Below are 16821 nucleotides of genomic sequence, written 5' to 3' on the forward strand. Positions count from 1 at the left end.
CATCTGTGAAAATCGCAAACCGTAGAAGTACGGCGGGAATACACGCGCCGGTAGTTCGGGAGCGCTTTTACGCGAAGTAGCGCGACGAGGGCGCGCCAAAAAGCGAACTAGCCTTGCGGCTCCTGCGCATGCGCGGCGGCGTAGGCCGCATCCATCAGGTCCAGCATCGCGTGGAATTCGGCCTCGCCGAGGCTTTCCGCGGTTTTCTCCAGCCGCAGTGCCAGCGCTGCGAGCCTGAGATAGCCGAACGTTCCGGCCGCGCTCTTCAACGAATGCGCTTCGCGCGCGATCTTGGCGTGGTGCTGCGCAGGCGAGAGCGTGCGGAACAATTGCAGGCGTGCGCAGGTCTCGCTCCAGAACACGTCGCGCACTTCAGTGGCACCGTCCTCGCCGATCTCGCGCACCAGCGCTTCGTACGCCCGCGGCTCGCGCGCGGGTTCGGCATCGAGCGCCATCGCAGGCGCGACGGTGACGTCAAACATGGCCTTGCCTGCCTTGATCACGGTTCGTTGTCGCGCGGCACGTCGCCGCGCGAGGCATGTCGCGTATCTACGGCATTCGAATTTCAGTTCCGGTAGCGGGATGGCCGGTGTTTGCAGGCCGACTTTAGCGCCCGGTTTACCAAGCGGGCGGCGCTCAGTGCGGGCCGAGCAGCCGGTCGTACTGGCCCTTCACGGCGGCGTAGCATTCGCATGCCGTCTGGCGCAGCCCGTCGAGGTTGGTGATCTGGATGTGCCCGCGGCTGTAGTGGATGAAATTGGCCTGCTGCAGCGAGTTGGCGACCAGCGACACGCTGTTGCGCCGGGCTCCGATCATCTGGGCCATGGTCTCCTGGGTCAGCAGCAGACGCGACTCGCCCGACAGATCATGAGTGTGCAGCAGGCAGCGCGACAGCCGCGACTCCACCGGATGGGCGGCGTTGCAGCCCGCGGTCTGCTGCACCTGGGCGTAGACCGCCAGCCCGTGGCGCGAGAGCTGTGCGCGCAGGGTGCTGCTCTGGTCGGCGGCCATGCGCAGGCGGTCCAGATCCACCACCGAGGCGACGCCGGGCACCAGCACGATGGCCGTGTTCAACGCACACGCATCGCCCACGATTGCGAGCGTCCCGAGCAGGCTGTCGCGGCCGATCATGGCGACTTGCACATGCTCGCCCTTGGCCAGTTCCACGACCAGCGAGATGACGCCGCGGTGAGGAAAATAGGCGCGCCTGAGCGTCTCGCCGGTCTCGACCAGCACCGCCTCGTGGGGCAGATCCGCCGTTCGCAGGTGCGGGCGGATCAATTCATAATCGTCCGCCGACAATGCGGACAGGAAACCGTTGGATGGACGCATCATCGTTTCCAAGGCTGCCTCCCCGTTCCCATGCGCCTTCGAATTCGCAGCGCGCGGATGACGTCGTGTGCGGGTAAGTTCCATCATCTTCGCGTCGGGATATATTGGCAATTGAGACAAGTTGTCCGGCCCTGGCGATGCGTCGACGCTGCGTGCACGTCGGCATACAGGGCTCGCATCGTGCTCCCGTCACGCCACCAAGGCCTGGGAACAGCATAACCGCGTCCATCGGCGAGATGCCGTCGACAAGTGCCGCACCGGTCCCCACGACGCCGTCGCGGCCCAGCATCGCAATTTCGATCGTCTGTCCTTCGGACAGGCTCACCCTGATCGAAACGGATCCACCATGCGGGAAGTAGACGTGTCCCGGCGCAATGCCGACCTCGCCCACGACAGATTTACTGACCATTTCGACCGTCGCGAGATACGGACACAGCAAATCGAAATCTGCCGCGTCGAGCAGTTGCAGCAGCTGATTGGGCGGGGGCTCGCTCACGGTCATGCAGGTCAATCCGGCGGGTTCGATGGTCGGCGGGCGGGGCGGCTTCGTCACTCAGGTGCACAGCGCGCAAATACTAACCTGAAGGTTGTGGTGGCGTCCATATACCCGTTAGAGGGCAGACAGGCTGTCTCATTTGCGGCGGAGTTAAGAAGCGCACACTGATTCGCTGGCGAGGCGGCCGTCCTGCAACGCGTACGCGGGAATTAGCGGCAAGGGGGCCTCAGGAGCTGGAAGGCATTGCATCCGCGCTGGCCATCGGGCCGGTTCGCGTCGCCTCGTCCGCTTCCGCAAACGACGTTCGTTCCATCCCTCATCGAAACCAAAGGAGAAAGGCGTGCCCCACGGTTCAATCGTTGAATCGCCGAAACGGGAAGCTCAATTGGGGCGAGACGATCTGCGCCATATTCTCGTCGTCGACGATGACCCGATGGTGTGCATGGCCATCGAGGTCTACCTCCAGCGCAACAATTTTCGGGTGACGATCGCCGAGGGCGGTGAAGCCGGACTGCGTGCCCTCGAGGACAAGCAATTCGATCTGATGATCATCGACATCTTCATGCCGCACATGCGCGGGTTCGAATCGATCCGGATTTTCCACGAGCAGGCGCCGGTGATCCCGCTGATTGCGATGTCCGGCCACGCTTTCGCAAATCTGAACTCGCCCGCGCCCGACTTCCTGCGGATGGCGCTGGAGCTCGGCGCCGCGCGTTGTCTGCGTAAGCCGTTCACGCCGGACGCGCTGCTCGCCGCCATCAACGATTGCCTGGCAGAGCATCGCCCCCGCTCCGACGTTGCCACGGCGGTGCAGCTCGGTTGGCGCCGCACGAGCCGCTCGGCCGCAGGGTAACCCTTCGTTTACCTCGAGCGCGGATCGCGCAAATCGCGGCAGCGCCCAGGAAACGTTCAAGAGCGCGCGCGGCGAGAGCCCCGCCGATTGCGGGCGGCCCGCGCCAACCGCCTGCGGGCCGGCCCTATCGTTCTTTGCGAGCAGGACTTTCCCACGCGCCTCGTCGCGCAATTATCGGCTCGTTGACCGCGCGGCTCCCGCCGTTGCGGCGCGGAGGCGGTTTTGCCGAAAAGCGCTGCAGCATGCAGCAGAACCGCAAACTTCTCTTCAATATCCGTAGTAGCACGGAGGATGAAATTAACGGGACTGTGAAAGGGGATGTCTAACGATCCAGGATAGGGGCTTCCGTCCGTGCCGAGGGTGGCTCGGACGTCGCGTTTGCGGCCCAGGTCAGTAAGGCGTAGCTCATGGATGATCTGTTGCGGGAGTTTCTGACGGAGACCAGCGAGAGCCTGGACACCGTGGACAATCAGCTGGTGAAGTTCGAGCAGGAGCCGAACAACGCCAAGATCCTGGATAACATCTTCCGCCTGGTCCACACCATCAAGGGCACCTGCGGCTTTCTCGGCCTGCCGCGGCTGGAAGCGCTGGCGCATGCCGGCGAGACCCTGATGGGCAAATTCCGTGACGGCATGCCTGTCACCGCCGAGGCGGTGACGGTGATCCTGTCCTCGATCGACCGCATCAAGGAGATTTTGGCCGGCCTGGAGGCAACCGAGGCCGAGCCTGAAGGGAACGACCGCGATCTCATCGACAAGCTGGAGGCCATGGTCGAGCAGGGCATGGCCGCGATGGCGGCGGGAAGCGCTGCGCCTGTTGCAGACGCACCGCCGTTGGCGCCGGAAGCACCAGTTGCCGCGGCGCCGGCCAAGGAGATGACCACGGGCTCGCTGGTCGAGCAGACCCTGGAGCGTCCGCTGCGTCCGGGCGAGGTCTCGCTCGACGAGCTCGAGCGCGCCTTCCGCGAGACCGCGATCGAAGCGCCGGTCGCCGCGCCCGTGGCCAAGACTGAGGTCAAGGCTGCACCTGCGCCGGCTGCCGAAGCCGCCGTTGCCAAGGAAGCCGCAAAGGCGCCCAAGGAGAAGGCCGCGAAGAAGTCGATGGCCGACGAGATGGCGGGCGAGGGCGACCGCATCGCCAACCAGTCGATCCGCGTCAACGTGGATACGCTGGAGCACCTGATGACCATGGTCTCCGAGCTGGTCCTGACCCGCAACCAGCTCCTGGAGATCTCCCGCCGCAACGAGGACACCGAGTTCAAGGTGCCCTTGCAGCGCCTCTCCAACGTCACCGCCGAGCTGCAGGAGGGCGTCATGAAGACGCGCATGCAGCCGATCGGCAATGCCTGGCAGAAGCTGCCCCGCATCGTCCGCGACCTCTCATCCGAACTCGGCAAGCAGATCGAGCTCGAGATGCACGGCGCCGACACCGAGCTCGACCGCCAGGTGCTCGATTTGATCAAGGACCCGCTCACCCACATGGTGCGCAACTCCGCCGATCATGGCCTCGAGACCCCCGCCGAACGCCTCGCCAGCGGCAAGGGCGAGCAGGGCACCATCCGCCTCTCCGCCTATCACGAGGGCGGCCACATCATCATCTGCATCGCCGACAACGGCCGCGGCCTCAACACCGAGAAGATCAAGGCCAAGGCGCTTTCCTCAGGTCTCGTCACCGAGGCCGAGCTGGAGAAGATGAGCGAAGCCCAGATCCACAAGTTCATCTTCGCGCCGGGCTTCTCGACGGCGGCCGCCATCACCTCGGTCTCGGGCCGCGGCGTCGGCATGGACGTGGTCCGCACCAATATCGACCAGATCGGCGGCACCATCGACATCAAGTCGGTCGCGGGTGAAGGCTCCTCCGTCACCATCAAGATCCCGCTGACGCTCGCCATCGTCTCGGCGCTGATCGTCGAAGCCGCCGGCGACCGCTTTGCGATTCCGCAGCTCTCGGTGGTCGAGCTGGTGCGGGCCCGCGCCAACTCCGAGCACCGCATCGAGCGCATCAAGGACACCGCGGTGCTGCGCCTGCGCAACAAGCTGCTGCCGCTGATCCACCTGAAGAAGCTGCTCAAGATCGACGACGGCGCCGCCAGCGATCCCGAGAACGGCTTCATCGTGGTCACCCAGGTCGGCAGCCAGACCTTTGGCATCGTCGTCGACGGCGTGTTCCACACCGAAGAAATCGTGGTCAAGCCGATGTCGACCAAGCTGCGTCACATCGACATGTTCTCCGGCAACACCATTCTGGGCGATGGCGCGGTGATCATGATCATCGATCCCAACGGCATTGCCAAAGCGCTCGGCGCCGCCGGCTCCTCGGCCCATGACATGGGCGACGAGAACGGGGCGCATCACATCGGCTCCGGCGAGCAGACCACCTCGCTCTTGGTGTTCCGCGCCGGCTCGTCGCAGCCCAAGGCGGTCCCGCTTGGCCTCGTCACGCGCCTGGAAGAGCTGCCCGCCGACAAGATCGAGTTCAGTAACGGCCGCTACATGGTGCAGTACCGCGAGCAGCTGATGCCGCTGGTCGCCATGGACGGCGTCACCATTGCGAGCCAGGGCGCCCAGCCGATCCTGGTGTTCGCCGACGACGGCCGCTCCATGGGCCTCGTCGTCGACGAGATCATCGACATCGTCGAGGAACGCCTCAACATCGAGGTCGGCGGCTCCTCCTCCGGCATTCTCGGCTCGGCCGTGATCAAGGGCCAGGCCACCGAGGTGATCGACGTCGGCCACTTCCTGCCGATGGCGTTCGCCGACTGGTTCACCCGCAAGGAGATGAAGCCGTCGCTGCACTCGCAGTCGGTGCTGCTGGTCGACGACTCGGCGTTCTTCCGCAACATGCTGGCGCCGGTGCTGAAGGCCGCCGGCTACCGCGTCCGCACCGCGCCGACCGCGCAGGAGGGCCTCGCTGCCCTGCGCGCCCAAAACTTCGACGTGATCCTGACCGACATCGAGATGCCCGACATGAACGGGTTCGAGTTCGCGGAAGTCGTCCGCTCCGACAACAACCTCGCCGCGACGCCGATCATCGGCCTCTCGGCGCTGGTGTCGCCGGCGGCGATCGAGCGCGGCCGGCAGGCCGGCTTCCACGATTATGTCGCCAAGTTCGACCGTCCCGGTCTGATCGCGGCGCTGAAGGAGCAGACCGCGGGCGCCGCCGGCGCCTCCGAGCTGAGCCGGGCCGCGGCGTAAGCAGGACGGGGATCAGGAGACACCGAGATGAGCAAGAAGACCCAGTCCGCTGAAGGCGCCATGGTCGAGTACGTCACCGCGATGATCGGCGGCCAGCTGTTCGGCCTGCCGATCTCGCGCGTCCAGGACGTGTTCATGCCCGAGCGCGTCACCCGCGTGCCCCTGTCCTCGCGCGAGATCGCGGGCGTCCTCAATCTGCGCGGCCGCATCGTCACCGTGGTCGACATGCGTGCCCGCCTCGGCCTGCCCAAGGCCGAAGACGGCAAGGTGCCGATGGCGGTCGGCGTCGACCTGCGCGGCGAATCCTACGGCCTGCTCATCGACCAGATCGGCGAGGTGCTGCGCCTGCCCGAGGCCGGCATGGAGGAGAACCCCGTCAACCTCGACCCCCGCATGGCCAAGCTCGCCGGCGGCGTCCACCGCCTCGACGGCCAGCTCATGGTCGTGCTCGACGTCGACCGCGTCCTCGAGCTCGAAACCAAAGTGCAAATGGCCGCGTGAGCCAACGAAAAGCATCGAAGCCGGAGAACCGAAATGAAAACCTGTTTGGTGGTCGATGATTCCAGCGTCGTGCGCAAGATCGCACGCCGGATCCTGGAAGGCCTCGAGTTCGAGGTCACCGAGGCTGAGGACGGCTCGAAGGCGCTCGAGATCTGTCAGCGGCAGCTGCCCGATGCGGTGCTGCTCGACTGGAACATGCCGGTCATGGACGGCTTCGAGTTCATGGGCCACATGCGCCGCCTGCCCGGCGGCGATCAGCCGAAGGTGGTGTTCTGCACCACCGAGAACAACGTGGCTCATATCGCTCAGGCGCTCAGCGGCGGCGCCAATGAGTACATCATGAAGCCCTTCGACAAAGACATCATCGCCGACAAGTTCGCTGAAGTTGGTTTGATCCCGGTCGGACAAGCCATGGTCTGAGTGTGTCTGGCCCAAAGTGCTTGGGCCAGAGTGTTCCAGTACAGTTCGAAGAGGCCATCCGTGACCCCGACCGAGTATGAGTATCTGCGCAAGTTCCTGAAGGACAATTCCGGTCTCGACCTGTCCGCAGACAAGCAATATCTGATCGAAAGCCGCTTGATGCCGCTGGCCCGCAAGGCCGGGATCTCTGGCATCGCCGAGCTCGTGCAGAAGCTGCAAGGCGGCTCGCGCCAGCTGATCACCGACGTGGTCGAAGCCATGACCACCAACGAGACCTTCTTCTTCCGCGACAAGGTCCCGTTCGATCATTTCCGCGACCACATCATGCCGGAGATCATCAGGGCGCGTGCGGCCAAGCGCAGCGTGCGCATCTGGTGTGCCGCCGGCTCGACCGGGCAGGAGCCCTATTCGCTGGCGATGTGTCTGAAGGAGATGGGCGCGGCCCTCACCGGCTGGCGCGTCGAGATCATCGCCACCGACCTGTCGCAAGAGGTGCTGGAGAAGGCCAAAGCCGGCGTCTACAGCCAGTTCGAGGTGCAGCGCGGCCTGCCGATCCAGATGCTGGTGAAATATTTCAAGCAGATCGGCGAGACCTGGCAGATCAATCCCGAATTGCGGGCGATGATCCAGCACCGGCAGCTCAACCTGCTGCACGATTTCGCCCAGCTCGGCACCTTCGACGTCATCTTCTGCCGCAACGTGCTGATCTATTTCGATCAGGACACCAAGATCAACATCTTCAACCGCCTGGCGCGCCAGATCGAGCCCGACGGCTTCCTGGTGCTCGGCGCCGCCGAAACCGTGGTCGGGCTGACCGACACGTTCCGGCCGATTCCGGAGCGGCGCGGCCTCTACAAGCCGAATGATCCGCGCGCGGCAGCGGCCAAGCCGGTTCTCGCCGGTGCGGCGCCGCGCATGGCGGCGGTGGCGGGACGATAATCATGGCCGAGGAGGGCAAGGGCGTCGAGCGCGTGACTTTCAGCCGCGGTTATGATGTCTGCATCATGGCCATCGACGGCACCTGGCGGCGCGACTGCAAGCTCAACGCGATCTCCGACACCGACGCCGTTCTCACGGTGGAGGGCTCGATTCAGGGCTTGAACCTGAAAGAGTTCTTCCTGCTGCTGTCGTCCACGGGTCTCGCCTATCGTCGCTGCGAGCTGGTCCGTGTCAACGGTGCCGAAATGGATATCCAGTTCCTGCGCGGTAAGAACCGGAAGAAGCGCGGTGCGGCCGGCGGTCACGACGCCGCGGCCTGATCCCGCCGCCACTGCCGCCACGCTTTCCGACACTTTGCTTCACATTTGCTGAAGACTTCGGAGTCAATTGCTCGCAGCAGCTTTACGCGGCTTAAGCGCGAGCCGTGTACCCATGGCGCTCTCAATCTCAGGATACGGCAATGCCCAGAAGTTCTCTTTCCCCGATCTCGTCAAACCTGCCCGACGGCACTGAACGGCGTGCGCTTCAGCTCCTGGTGGTCGACGACGACGCCACGCAGCGCAGCCTGATCACGGTCGCGGCCAAGCAGGCCGGCCACGAGGTCACCGTGGCGCCATCCGTTGCGGACGCGATCGAGAAGCTTCGCGCTGCGCGCTTCGATTGCGTGACGCTCGACCTCGTGCTGGAGGATGGCGACGGCGTCGACGTGCTGCGCGAGATGGCGAGCGCCAAGTTCGCCGGCTCCGTGATCGTCATCAGCGGCATGGACGGCAAGCGCCGCAGTGCCGCCCGCAGCTTCGCCCGTTCCGTCGGGATCGAGCTCCAGAGCCTGCCGAAGCCGCTGGATCTCGCGGCGCTGCGCATCAGCCTCGCCAATCTCGGCAAGACCGCGATGGGCCTGCCGGCGATTCACACCTGGGGTGGTGTCGCCACCGACGCTATCGTGGAGCGGCACCGCGCCTAGCTCGCGGAGCTGCCATGCGGTCAGATGCTGCCGCCCGCCGCGTTGCCGGATTCCGATAGGCATTGCAGGGCGTGGCCGAGGCCCGCCCGGCAGGCATTGAGGGCCGCGCTCGCGCTGGCGTAGCGGGGCGTGACGTCGTCGAGCACGACGATATCCGCGGAACCTTCCGGATCGCTGCCGTGTTCTTGGTCCATGGCTGCGGCGATCCGGCGCATGCTGGTCTCGATCTGTGCGATCAGCAAACGAAGGTCCGCCGCAATCAGCTCACGGCTCGCGATTTCGGGCGTTGCGACGGGAGGCGGCGTGTCGGCCAAATTTAGCATGGATATTCTCCGTCCACTGCAATTAGGCGCCATGCCGCTACTTGTGCGTTAAGTCCATGTCCCGTACAAATACGGGTGGGCCGAATCCGCGCCGAGCGCCATAACGAATGGCGCGGAACGCGAGTCCTTCATGCCAACCGGATGTGGCACATGGCCGAACAAAGCTCTCGCGGTGAAATCTTCGTGGTCGACGACGACCCTGCCGTTCGCGACACCTTGTCGATGGTGTTGAAGGCGGCGGGCTATGAGGTGATCTGTTTTGCCGACGGTGCAGCGCTGCTCTCGGTCGCGCGAAACCGCACACCGGCTGCAATCCTGCTCGACGTGAATATTCCCGGAAAGTCGGGTCTCGACATCCTGAAGGAGCTGCACGGCGAGGACTACCCGGCACCGATCTTCATGATCTCCGGGCAGGGCGACATCGCGATGGCGGTGGGCGCGATCAAGAGCGGCGCACTCGACTTCATCGAGAAGCCGTTCCGCGGCAGCGAGATCGTCGGTCGCCTCGACGAGGCGATCGGCGCCTATGCACGCCGGCAGGCGGAGAACGCGTCGCCGAAATTCGGCTCGCTGCATTTCCCCGGCCGCGAGCCGCTGACGCGCAGGGAGCGCGAGGTGCTCGAGCAGTTCGCCGCCGGTGCCTCCAACAAGGAGGCCGGCCGCACGCTCGGCATCAGCCCGCGCACCATCGAGGACCACCGCGCCAACATCATGAAGAAGCTCGGCGCACGCAATGCCGCCGACCTGATCCGCATCGTGATGACGGCGGCCCAGCGCGCGTCGTAGCGTTATACGTGAGATGCCGTAGGGTAGGCAAAGCGAAGCGTGCCCACGAACTTCACGTGATGCAGTGAGAGAGATCGTGGGCACGGCGCAAGTGCGCCTTTGCCCACCCTACGAGAGCTCGCTGCGCCGCTAAGTTCGCGCTCGTGCAGGCTTCAACACTGTTCTCATATTGCGCTGCGCTCGATCCGGGCTACGGCTCTCACCCGCTCAGCGCCTTGCGGATGATCCGTGCCAGATCCGATTTGCGATAGGGCTTGGCCAGCAACATCACGCCGGAATCCAGCCGGCCGTGATGGATGATCGCGTTCTCGGTATAGCCTGACGTGTAGACCACCTTGAGATCCGGGCGCGTCTTCATCAGCTCGTCCGCGAGCTGCCGTCCGTTCATCTTGCCGGGCATGATGACGTCGGTGAACAGAAGGTCGAACGGCTTGCCGGCGGCGACGATCGCGAGCGCCTCCGCGGCGTCCGCGGCCTGCAGGGTGACGTAGCCCAGCGAATGCAGCTGCGCGAGCACGTAGTCCCGCACCAGCCGGTCGTCCTCGACGACCAGGATCGTCTCGTGTCCGCCCTCGATCGTCGCCGGCGTCACGCCCTCGCCGCTCGCCGTCGGCGTCTTGCCGGGCGGCAGATACATCTTGATCGTGGTGCCGTGGCCCTCCTCGCTGTAGATCTTGATGTGACCTGCGGACTGCTTGATGAAGCCGTAGACCATCGAAAGCCCGAGCCCGGTGCCCTTGCCCGGTCCTTTCGAGGTGAAGAAGGGGTCGAACACCCTGGGCAGCATGTGCGCGGGAATCCCGGTGCCGGTGTCGCTCACCGCGATCAGCACGTAGTGCCCCGGCGGCACGTCGTTGGCGCCGGCATAGACCTCGTCGAGATAGGCGGCGCCGGTCTCCACGATCAGCTTGCCGCCGCCGGGCATGGCGTCGCGCGCATTCAGCGCCAGGTTGAGGATCGCGGTGGTGAGCTGGTTGGGATCGACGATGGCGACGCAATTCTCGTCCTCGAACACCGATTCGATCTGGATCTGCTCGCCCAGCGTCGGACGCAGCAATTTCGCGGTGTCGACGATCAGCGAGTTGATGTCGATCTCGCGCGGCTGGAGCGGCTGCTTGCGCGCGAAAGCGAGCAGGTGCTGGGTCAGATCGGCACCGCGCGCGGCGGCCTCGTCGATCATCTTGGTGATCGCCGCGAGCTGCGGCTCCTTGGCGACCGCCTCCGCGAGAATTTCGATCGTCCCGGTGATGACGGTGAGAATGTTGTTGAAGTCATGCGCCACGCCGCCGGTCAGCTGGCCGACGGCCTCCATCTTCTCGGCGTGGCGGATGCGCTCCTCGGCGGCGATCTTGTCGGTGAGGTCGCGGTAGAAGACGTTGAACAGCAGGCCCTCGCGCCGCTTCAGCGCGGTGACGCTCAGCTCGGCCCTGAATTCCTTGCCGTCGCGGCGGCGGCACATCAGCTCGCGGCGGCGGTTCAGCGTCGTGCCGTCCTCTTCGGCCAGGAATTGCTTCAGCCCCGCCCTGACCCTCTCGCGTTCGCCCTCGGCGACGATGAGGTCGATCGTGCTCTTGCCGAGCACCTCGTCGCGGCGCCAGCCGAACAGCTGCTCCGCCTGCGAGTTCCAGTTCAGGATGCTTCCGGTCTCGTCGGTCTGGACGAAGGCGTCGAGCGAGGTCTCGACGATGTTGCGGGCGAGCCGCTCGCTCTCGCGCAGCGATTCCTGCGCGAGCCGCGCTTCGGTCATGTCGCGTCCGACGAAGAAGAAGCGCTTGGCAGGCTCGGACCAGCTGCCGAGCCAGGACAGCCAGACCTCGTGCCCGTTCTTGTGGAGGCAGCGCGTGTCGGCGAGCTTGACGCGCTCGCCGCGGCGCATCGCGCGCATTTCGGCACGGGACTGCTCCAGATGAGCGGGATGAATGAAGTCGGCGCCGCTGCGGCCGATCATCTCGTCCGGTCGATAGCCGAGAATGGTCTGGCTGCTCGGGCTGATCTGCGCGACATGGGCTCGCGCGTCCATGACCATGATCAGGTCCTGCGACGTCTCGAAGATCTGCCGCCGCTCCTCCAGCTGGTTCTGCAGGGCCCGCTCGGCGCGGCGCGCCTCGGTCAGGCTGCGCGCGCTTCCCGAGGCGCCGATGACCTCGCCCGCCGGTCCCTTGATCGGCGACAGGCCGAGCGAAATCTCGACCGGCGTGCCGTCCTTGCGCAGGCGGACCGTCTCGAAGCGTTCGATCGGCTCGCCCCGCGCGATCCGCCGCAGATAGTCCTTGCCGTGCTCGCGGCGGTCGGGTGGGACAATGATCGACGTGGGCTTGCCGATCGCCTCCTCCGCCGTATAGCCGTAAAGGCGTTCGGCGGCCGGATTCCAGCCGGTGATGACGGCATCGAGCGTCTGCATCACGATCGCATCGTCGGACGATTCCACCGCGGCACTGAACAGGCTCTCGCGCGCCGCATGATGGCTTCGCGCCGCCTCGGTGCGGCGATGCTCCTCGATCTCGCGTTCGAGCGCGGCTGTTTTCGCGCGCATCTCCTCCACCATCCGCGCAAAGGCCCGTGCCAGCACGCCGGTTTCGCCGCTGGCATCGACGGGGATATCCGCGGGACGTCCGCTGCCGATGGCCTGCACCGCCTCCGTCAGGCGCCCGATCGGGCGGGTCAACGAGCGCGCCAGCAGCACCGCGAGGGCAGCTGCGGCGAGAACGGCCAGCACGCCGACGAGCAGGGACGTTTTTTGAATGGCGGCCGGCACGCGGCCGAACACGGGCGCAGGGATCGTTTCGATGATGGCGACCCATTCCTTGCCCGCGAGCAGGGTCGGCGCCAGCGCTGCCCCGCTCGGCCGGCCCGATGAATCGGTCATGAGCCGCGTGGATCCTTCCAGCGTGCCCGTCAGAGCCCCGAAGTATGGAAAGTCCTTGCGCCAGTCGTTGGGGCGGTCATGCGCTGCGCCGAATTCGCGCGTGCGGTCGGGATGGACGAGATAGTCGCCGCGCGCGTTTACAACGTGGATCTCTCCGCCGGAGGTCGTTGTCGCACGGACCCGGTCGAGTGCCGGGCGCATGTCGACATTGGCCACGATGATGCCGAACGGCTTGTCGTCGGCTGTGAACAGCGGCATCGCGACCCGCAAAGTCGGCGCGTGGGACGCCCTCGTTCCCCCCTGACGCGTGGCGAGCTCGATGGGAGACACATAGATCTCGCCGGGCGCGAGCCGTATGGCTTCCTGGAAGTAGGCTCGGTCGCTCTTGCGCTCCAGTTCACCGTCCGGGGCGATCCTGACTGCTCCGTTCGGTCCGGAGCGATCGACGTGGACCAGTTCGCGCTGGTCGTTGTCGACGCCGATGATCCTGAACTGCCCGTAGATGGGCTTGGCCTCGATCTCGGCCGCGAGCCGTGCCGCGATACGCTCGCGCCAGGTTTGCTCCGAGACGCCATCCACGGGATCGACCCCTCCGCCGACATGCGCGCGGATCAGGCCGTTGATCGCCGCTGCAGCGCGATAGCCGACCAGATCGCCGCGCACGCCGGCAACGTAGGATTCAAGGTTGGTCGCGAGCAGGCGCGATTGGGCTTCGACCCGCTCCAGCACCCGCGGAATGACGGCCTGTGTGGTGTTGCGATAGCCGAGCCATCCGACCGCGGCCACGGTAACCGCCACCAGCAGGATCATCGCGATGGCCAGCCGCGTGGCCAGCGTCGTTGCTGCTCTCATGGGGAATTTCGCCGGACCCGCCGCATCGCTGCGCCATTTCTGGCTTGCAGCAGAGGAGGTGCCCTTGTCATCGGCGGCCGGAGCGGACATCGGACCCCTCCGGCTCGTGGGCCTTCAGGCAATCTGCGACCACGGCGAGCAGTGTACCGGGCCGGAACGGCTTTTGCAGGCTGGCGACCGCGCCGAGCTTGGTCGCCATCTTCAGGAAATCCGGCTCCGCATAGGCATCCGGCGTGCTCGAACGGCCGGAGATGACGACGATCGGAACGGCCGGGGCCAGCACCCGAATGTGACGCATCGTCTCCAGTCCGTCCATGCCGGGCATGAAGATGTCGAGAAACAGGAGGTCGAACCGGCTCGCCTCGAACAGCGCTAGCCCCTTGCGGCCATCCCCGGCGACCGTCACGTGATGACCAGCCCGTTCCAGCAGCAGCCGGATGGTGAACTGGACGGCCGGATCGTCATCCACGATCAGGATGTTGGCCACGTCTGAAATCCTCCGGAGTCGGCGGAGTTAGTCCCACCAACCGCAAATCAAGCCAATCAACTCGAAATTGTTGCGCGGATTCTGTCCGCGCTGCAAGCACCTCGCGTTTGCCGCGATGGCCTTCCTGGCGCGGCTATAGACCAGGCGCTGTGGGGCCGGTACGCACGCTTGCGTGCATATCTGCTATGGTTCCGAACGAGCAAGTCATTTCAAAGACATAAGGCATTCTTCTCGCCTTAGTTGTACGGAACTCGATCTTCACCACAAATTAAAGACGGCGAATTACAATCTCTGCGAGTTTTTCCCTTGTCGGTACCTTCGCGCATTTCATTTCGGCATTCCGTACCCCGAAGCCGCCCCCAACCGGCCATCAGCTCGAGACCTCTCATGTTCAAATCGATCGCGAACACCGGAATTCGCACCCGGCTGCTCGGCGGCTTTGCGTTGATCTGCGGCCTGCTCGCAGCGACCGTGATCTATACCGTCGCCGCCGTCTCGGACATTTCGTCGCGGATCAGGGCTGTCGTGGATCAACGCGCGCCGGTCGCGATCGCGAGCACGGAGCTCGTCGGCAATCTCTATTCCACGCTTTCGACGCTGCGCGGCTATCTGCTGACCGGCGATGCGCAGGGCAAGCGCGACCGGGCCGCCGTCTGGGCCGAGCTGGATCGCACGGCCGGCGCAGTTGACCGCTTGGCAGAGGACTTTTCCAGCCCACAGAACAAGACCAATTGGAGCGAGGCCAGAACGCTGCTGGCGGAATTCCGCAAGGCGCAGGACAAGGCCGAAGCGGCGGCCTTCACCCCTTCGGCCTATCCGGCGAGCGAATTGCTGGCGAAGGAAGTCGCGCCGTTGATCTCGGCCATGTTCGCCGAGATCACCGGCATGATCGATGAGGAAGAGGCGCTGGAGGCGACGCCGCAGCGCAAGCGCCTGCTCAAGACGTTTGCCGATGTGCGCGGTAATCTTGCCGCTGCGGGATCGCAATTGCGCCTGTACGTGGCCTCGGGCGAAGCGGCCGATCGCGACAAGTTCGAAAAGCCGCTGGCGACCTTCAGGGCCGCGCTTGCGTCGGTCGGCACCCAGGCGGATCTGCTCACCGAACGTCAGGCGACCGCATACCGGGCCATCGCCAAGGCGAACGAGGCTTTCACCCCGCTGCCGCAGAAGATCTTCGCCATCCGCCAGACGCCGCAATGGAATATGCCGGTCTTCATCCTGTCGAGTGAGGCCGCGCCGCGCGCCGCCCGGATCCTCGATCTGCTCGACGGTCGCAAGGATGCCGATGGCAAGCGCTCGGGCGGTCTCAAGAGCGATCAACAGTCGAAGCTCGCCGACGACGCCCGCAGCGTGGCCGACGCGGTCGAGAGATTGCTCCTGCTGCAATGGATCCTGCTCGCCGCAGCGCTTGCGCTCGGGGCGACGATTGCGATCCTGGTTGCGCGCTCCATCACCCGTCCGATCTTCGAGCTGGTGAGCGATTCCGCGCGCCTGTCCGGCGGCGACACCAGTGTCGAATTCAGGACGGCCGAGCGGGGCGACGAGATCGGCGTGGTGTCGCAGGCGGTGGCCAAATTCCGCGATAACGTGATTGCCCAGCAAGAGGCGGCGGCGTCTCTCGTGCGCGAGGCGGAGGCACGCGAAGCGTCCAACCGCAACACGGAGGATGCAGTCGAGGAATTTCGCGCGACCTCGCGCGACCTGCTCGCGCTGGTCGGCGAGAATGCGGGGACCATGCGGCAGACCGCAGAGAGCCTCGGTGGCATCGCCAATCATGCGACGAGCCAGGCCGCGTCCGCAGCGACCACCTCCGAACAGACCGCGGTCAACGTCCAGACCGTCGCCGCTGCGGCCGAGCAACTCGCGGGCTCGATCGTCGAGATCGGCCGCCAGATCGAGCTTTCCAACACGACCGTGCGCTCCGCGGGCGAGGTGACCGCGCATTCGGAGAGTGAGATCGAAGGGCTCGCGCATGCCGCACAGAGCATCAGCTCGGTGGTCGACCTGATCCAGGCGATCGCGGCCCAGACCAACCTCCTGGCACTCAACGCCACCATCGAGGCCGCGCGCGCCGGCGAGGCCGGTCGCGGCTTCGCCGTGGTGGCGTCCGAGGTCAAGGCGCTGGCCGAGCAGACCCGCAAAGCGACGCAGGAGATCGCCCAGCACATTGTCGCGATCCAGAACGCGACCGGCAGCGCGGTCGCCTCAGTCAAGGAGGTCGCAACCGCCATGCGCCGGATCGACGAGGTGACCGCGGCGATCGCAAGCGCCGTGGAAGAGCAGGGGGCCGCCACGCGCGAGATCTCGCAGAACGTCCAGATGGCCGCGTCGGGGACACAAACGCTGGCGACCAGCATCGGCACCGTCTCCGGCGCCATCGCGGAAACCAATCGCTCGGCCGACGAGGTGATGGGGGCCGCGAACCACGTCGCAGGGGCGGCCGAACGCCTCGCCACCGAGGTCCAGGCCTTCTTCGTCAGGTTGCGCACTGGCCCGATGAACCGCCGCGCAGGCGGCGATGCCGATTACCAGGGGCCGGAACGGCGCAGCGGCCGCAACGCGGCCTAGATCGGGAATGGCACCGGTCAAATCGATTGTCGCGGAGCGGCGTTGGCCGCCCTCGGCGGCCGGGTGAGGCAGATGCAGCCGGCGCAGCCGGCCGATGTGCCCGCTGCGACTGCACACCAGCATCCAAAGCTCCCCTTGCCCTCCTCGACATACCTGCAGTCTTCGCGGGGCCTCTTGACCGAGCTCATCATCGGGTCTTTGTCGAGTCCCTGATCTTCCGCGCCTTCGAGCGGAACAAAG

The 16821-nt window shown here is 65.5% G+C and carries 15 protein-coding genes and 1 pseudogene; 9 read left to right on the forward strand and 7 right to left on the reverse strand.

From position 1 onward, the window contains the following. Nucleotides 1-107: 107 nt before the first annotated feature. The 3 genes from N2602_RS02270 to N2602_RS02280 all read right to left on the reverse strand — a co-directional run bounded on the left by N2602_RS02270 (nucleotide 108) and on the right by N2602_RS02280 (nucleotide 1885). Nucleotides 108-482, reverse strand: coding sequence for an Hpt domain-containing protein (locus N2602_RS02270; protein ID WP_172788789.1), 375 nt, complete (start codon nucleotides 480-482; stop codon nucleotides 108-110). 154 nt (nucleotides 483-636) lie between these two features. Then, nucleotides 637-1335, reverse strand: coding sequence for a Crp/Fnr family transcriptional regulator (locus tag N2602_RS02275; RefSeq protein WP_172788851.1), 699 nt, complete (start codon nucleotides 1333-1335; stop codon nucleotides 637-639). Next, a complete protein-coding gene (locus tag N2602_RS02280; RefSeq protein WP_260381626.1) occupies nucleotides 1283-1885 on the reverse strand; it encodes a hypothetical protein in 603 nt (200 codons plus the stop codon). Before N2602_RS02280 ends, N2602_RS02275 begins: the two co-directional genes overlap by 53 nt. Before the next feature lie 343 nt (nucleotides 1886-2228). Between N2602_RS02280 and N2602_RS02285 the strand changes: the two genes are divergently transcribed. The 7 genes from N2602_RS02285 (at nucleotide 2229) to N2602_RS02315 (ending at nucleotide 8699) form a co-directional block, all read left to right on the forward strand. After that, nucleotides 2229-2681: a response regulator gene (locus N2602_RS02285; RefSeq protein WP_260383824.1), complete on the forward strand. Its 453-nt coding sequence runs from the start codon at nucleotides 2229-2231 to the stop codon at nucleotides 2679-2681. A gap of 407 nt (nucleotides 2682-3088) precedes the next feature. Further along, on the forward strand, nucleotides 3089-5875 hold the full coding sequence (locus tag N2602_RS02290; protein ID WP_260381627.1) for a hybrid sensor histidine kinase/response regulator: 2787 nt from the start codon (nucleotides 3089-3091) through the stop codon (nucleotides 5873-5875). A 27-nt stretch (nucleotides 5876-5902) separates the two neighbouring features. After that, a complete protein-coding gene (locus N2602_RS02295; RefSeq protein WP_260381628.1) occupies nucleotides 5903-6376 on the forward strand; it encodes a chemotaxis protein CheW in 474 nt (157 codons plus the stop codon). Nucleotides 6377-6409: 33 nt separating this feature from the next. Continuing rightward, nucleotides 6410-6796: a response regulator gene (locus N2602_RS02300; protein ID WP_018321619.1), complete on the forward strand. Its 387-nt coding sequence runs from the start codon at nucleotides 6410-6412 to the stop codon at nucleotides 6794-6796. Between the two features lie 60 nt (nucleotides 6797-6856). Continuing rightward, on the forward strand, nucleotides 6857-7735 hold the full coding sequence (locus N2602_RS02305; protein ID WP_172789328.1) for a protein-glutamate O-methyltransferase CheR: 879 nt from the start codon (nucleotides 6857-6859) through the stop codon (nucleotides 7733-7735). Between the two features lie 2 nt (nucleotides 7736-7737). Further along, a complete protein-coding gene (locus N2602_RS02310; RefSeq protein ID WP_172789327.1) occupies nucleotides 7738-8055 on the forward strand; it encodes a PilZ domain-containing protein in 318 nt (105 codons plus the stop codon). 140 nt (nucleotides 8056-8195) lie between these two features. Beyond that, the gene (locus tag N2602_RS02315) at nucleotides 8196-8699 is read left to right on the forward strand and encodes a response regulator (protein WP_172789326.1); all 504 of its coding nucleotides are present in this window, start codon (nucleotides 8196-8198) and stop codon (nucleotides 8697-8699) included. A gap of 20 nt (nucleotides 8700-8719) precedes the next feature. Here the strand turns inward: N2602_RS02315 and N2602_RS02320 are convergent, their stop codons facing one another. Then, nucleotides 8720-9022 (reverse strand): hypothetical protein, encoded by a 303-nt coding sequence (locus N2602_RS02320; RefSeq protein ID WP_172789325.1) that lies wholly within the window; start codon nucleotides 9020-9022, stop codon nucleotides 8720-8722. 150 nt (nucleotides 9023-9172) lie between these two features. On the opposite strand from N2602_RS02320, the gene N2602_RS02325 reads away from it, so the two are divergent. Then, complete coding sequence (locus N2602_RS02325; RefSeq protein ID WP_172789324.1) at nucleotides 9173-9808, forward strand: response regulator transcription factor; 636 nt, start codon at nucleotides 9173-9175, stop codon at nucleotides 9806-9808. A 199-nt stretch (nucleotides 9809-10007) separates the two neighbouring features. Here the strand turns inward: N2602_RS02325 and N2602_RS02330 are convergent, their stop codons facing one another. Together N2602_RS02330 and N2602_RS02335 are read right to left on the reverse strand one after the other, a co-directional pair. After that, the gene (locus N2602_RS02330; protein WP_260381629.1) at nucleotides 10008-13616 is read right to left on the reverse strand and encodes a PAS domain S-box protein; all 3609 of its coding nucleotides are present in this window, start codon (nucleotides 13614-13616) and stop codon (nucleotides 10008-10010) included. Further along, nucleotides 13594-14013: a response regulator gene (locus N2602_RS02335; protein WP_172789322.1), complete on the reverse strand. Its 420-nt coding sequence runs from the start codon at nucleotides 14011-14013 to the stop codon at nucleotides 13594-13596. The genes N2602_RS02330 and N2602_RS02335 overlap by 23 nt, the downstream gene beginning before the upstream one ends. Nucleotides 14014-14400: 387 nt before the next feature. On the opposite strand from N2602_RS02335, the gene N2602_RS02340 reads away from it, so the two are divergent. After that, the gene (locus N2602_RS02340) at nucleotides 14401-16581 is read left to right on the forward strand and encodes a methyl-accepting chemotaxis protein (protein WP_260381630.1); all 2181 of its coding nucleotides are present in this window, start codon (nucleotides 14401-14403) and stop codon (nucleotides 16579-16581) included. 60 nt (nucleotides 16582-16641) lie between these two features. Here N2602_RS02340 and N2602_RS02345 read toward each other — a convergent pair. Continuing rightward, nucleotides 16642-16722 (reverse strand): annotated as a pseudogene (locus tag N2602_RS02345) (GntR family transcriptional regulator); the annotation flags it as partial. Nucleotides 16723-16821: the final 99 nt, after the last annotated feature.

Source organism: Bradyrhizobium sp. NC92 (assembly GCF_025200865.1).
Lineage (GTDB): Bacteria > Pseudomonadota > Alphaproteobacteria > Rhizobiales > Xanthobacteraceae > Bradyrhizobium.

Excerpts from the sequence above, each read along its gene's own strand:
- N2602_RS02340 (WP_260381630.1), top strand. The coding sequence starts at position 14,401 with ATGTTCAAATCGATCGCGAACACCGGAATTCGCACCCGGCTGCTCGGC.
- N2602_RS02290 (WP_260381627.1), top strand. The coding sequence starts at position 3,089 with ATGGATGATCTGTTGCGGGAGTTTCTGACGGAGACCAGCGAGAGCCTG.
- N2602_RS02310 (WP_172789327.1), top strand. The coding sequence starts at position 7,738 with ATGGCCGAGGAGGGCAAGGGCGTCGAGCGCGTGACTTTCAGCCGCGGT.
- N2602_RS02330 (WP_260381629.1), bottom strand. The coding sequence starts at position 13,616 with ATGTCCGCTCCGGCCGCCGATGACAAGGGCACCTCCTCTGCTGCAAGC.
- N2602_RS02320 (WP_172789325.1), bottom strand. The coding sequence starts at position 9,022 with ATGCTAAATTTGGCCGACACGCCGCCTCCCGTCGCAACGCCCGAAATC.
- N2602_RS02270 (WP_172788789.1), bottom strand. The coding sequence starts at position 482 with ATGTTTGACGTCACCGTCGCGCCTGCGATGGCGCTCGATGCCGAACCC.
- N2602_RS02315 (WP_172789326.1), top strand. The coding sequence starts at position 8,196 with ATGCCCAGAAGTTCTCTTTCCCCGATCTCGTCAAACCTGCCCGACGGC.
- N2602_RS02325 (WP_172789324.1), top strand. The coding sequence starts at position 9,173 with ATGGCCGAACAAAGCTCTCGCGGTGAAATCTTCGTGGTCGACGACGAC.
- N2602_RS02300 (WP_018321619.1), top strand. The coding sequence starts at position 6,410 with ATGAAAACCTGTTTGGTGGTCGATGATTCCAGCGTCGTGCGCAAGATC.
- N2602_RS02295 (WP_260381628.1), top strand. The coding sequence starts at position 5,903 with ATGAGCAAGAAGACCCAGTCCGCTGAAGGCGCCATGGTCGAGTACGTC.
- N2602_RS02275 (WP_172788851.1), bottom strand. The coding sequence starts at position 1,335 with ATGATGCGTCCATCCAACGGTTTCCTGTCCGCATTGTCGGCGGACGAT.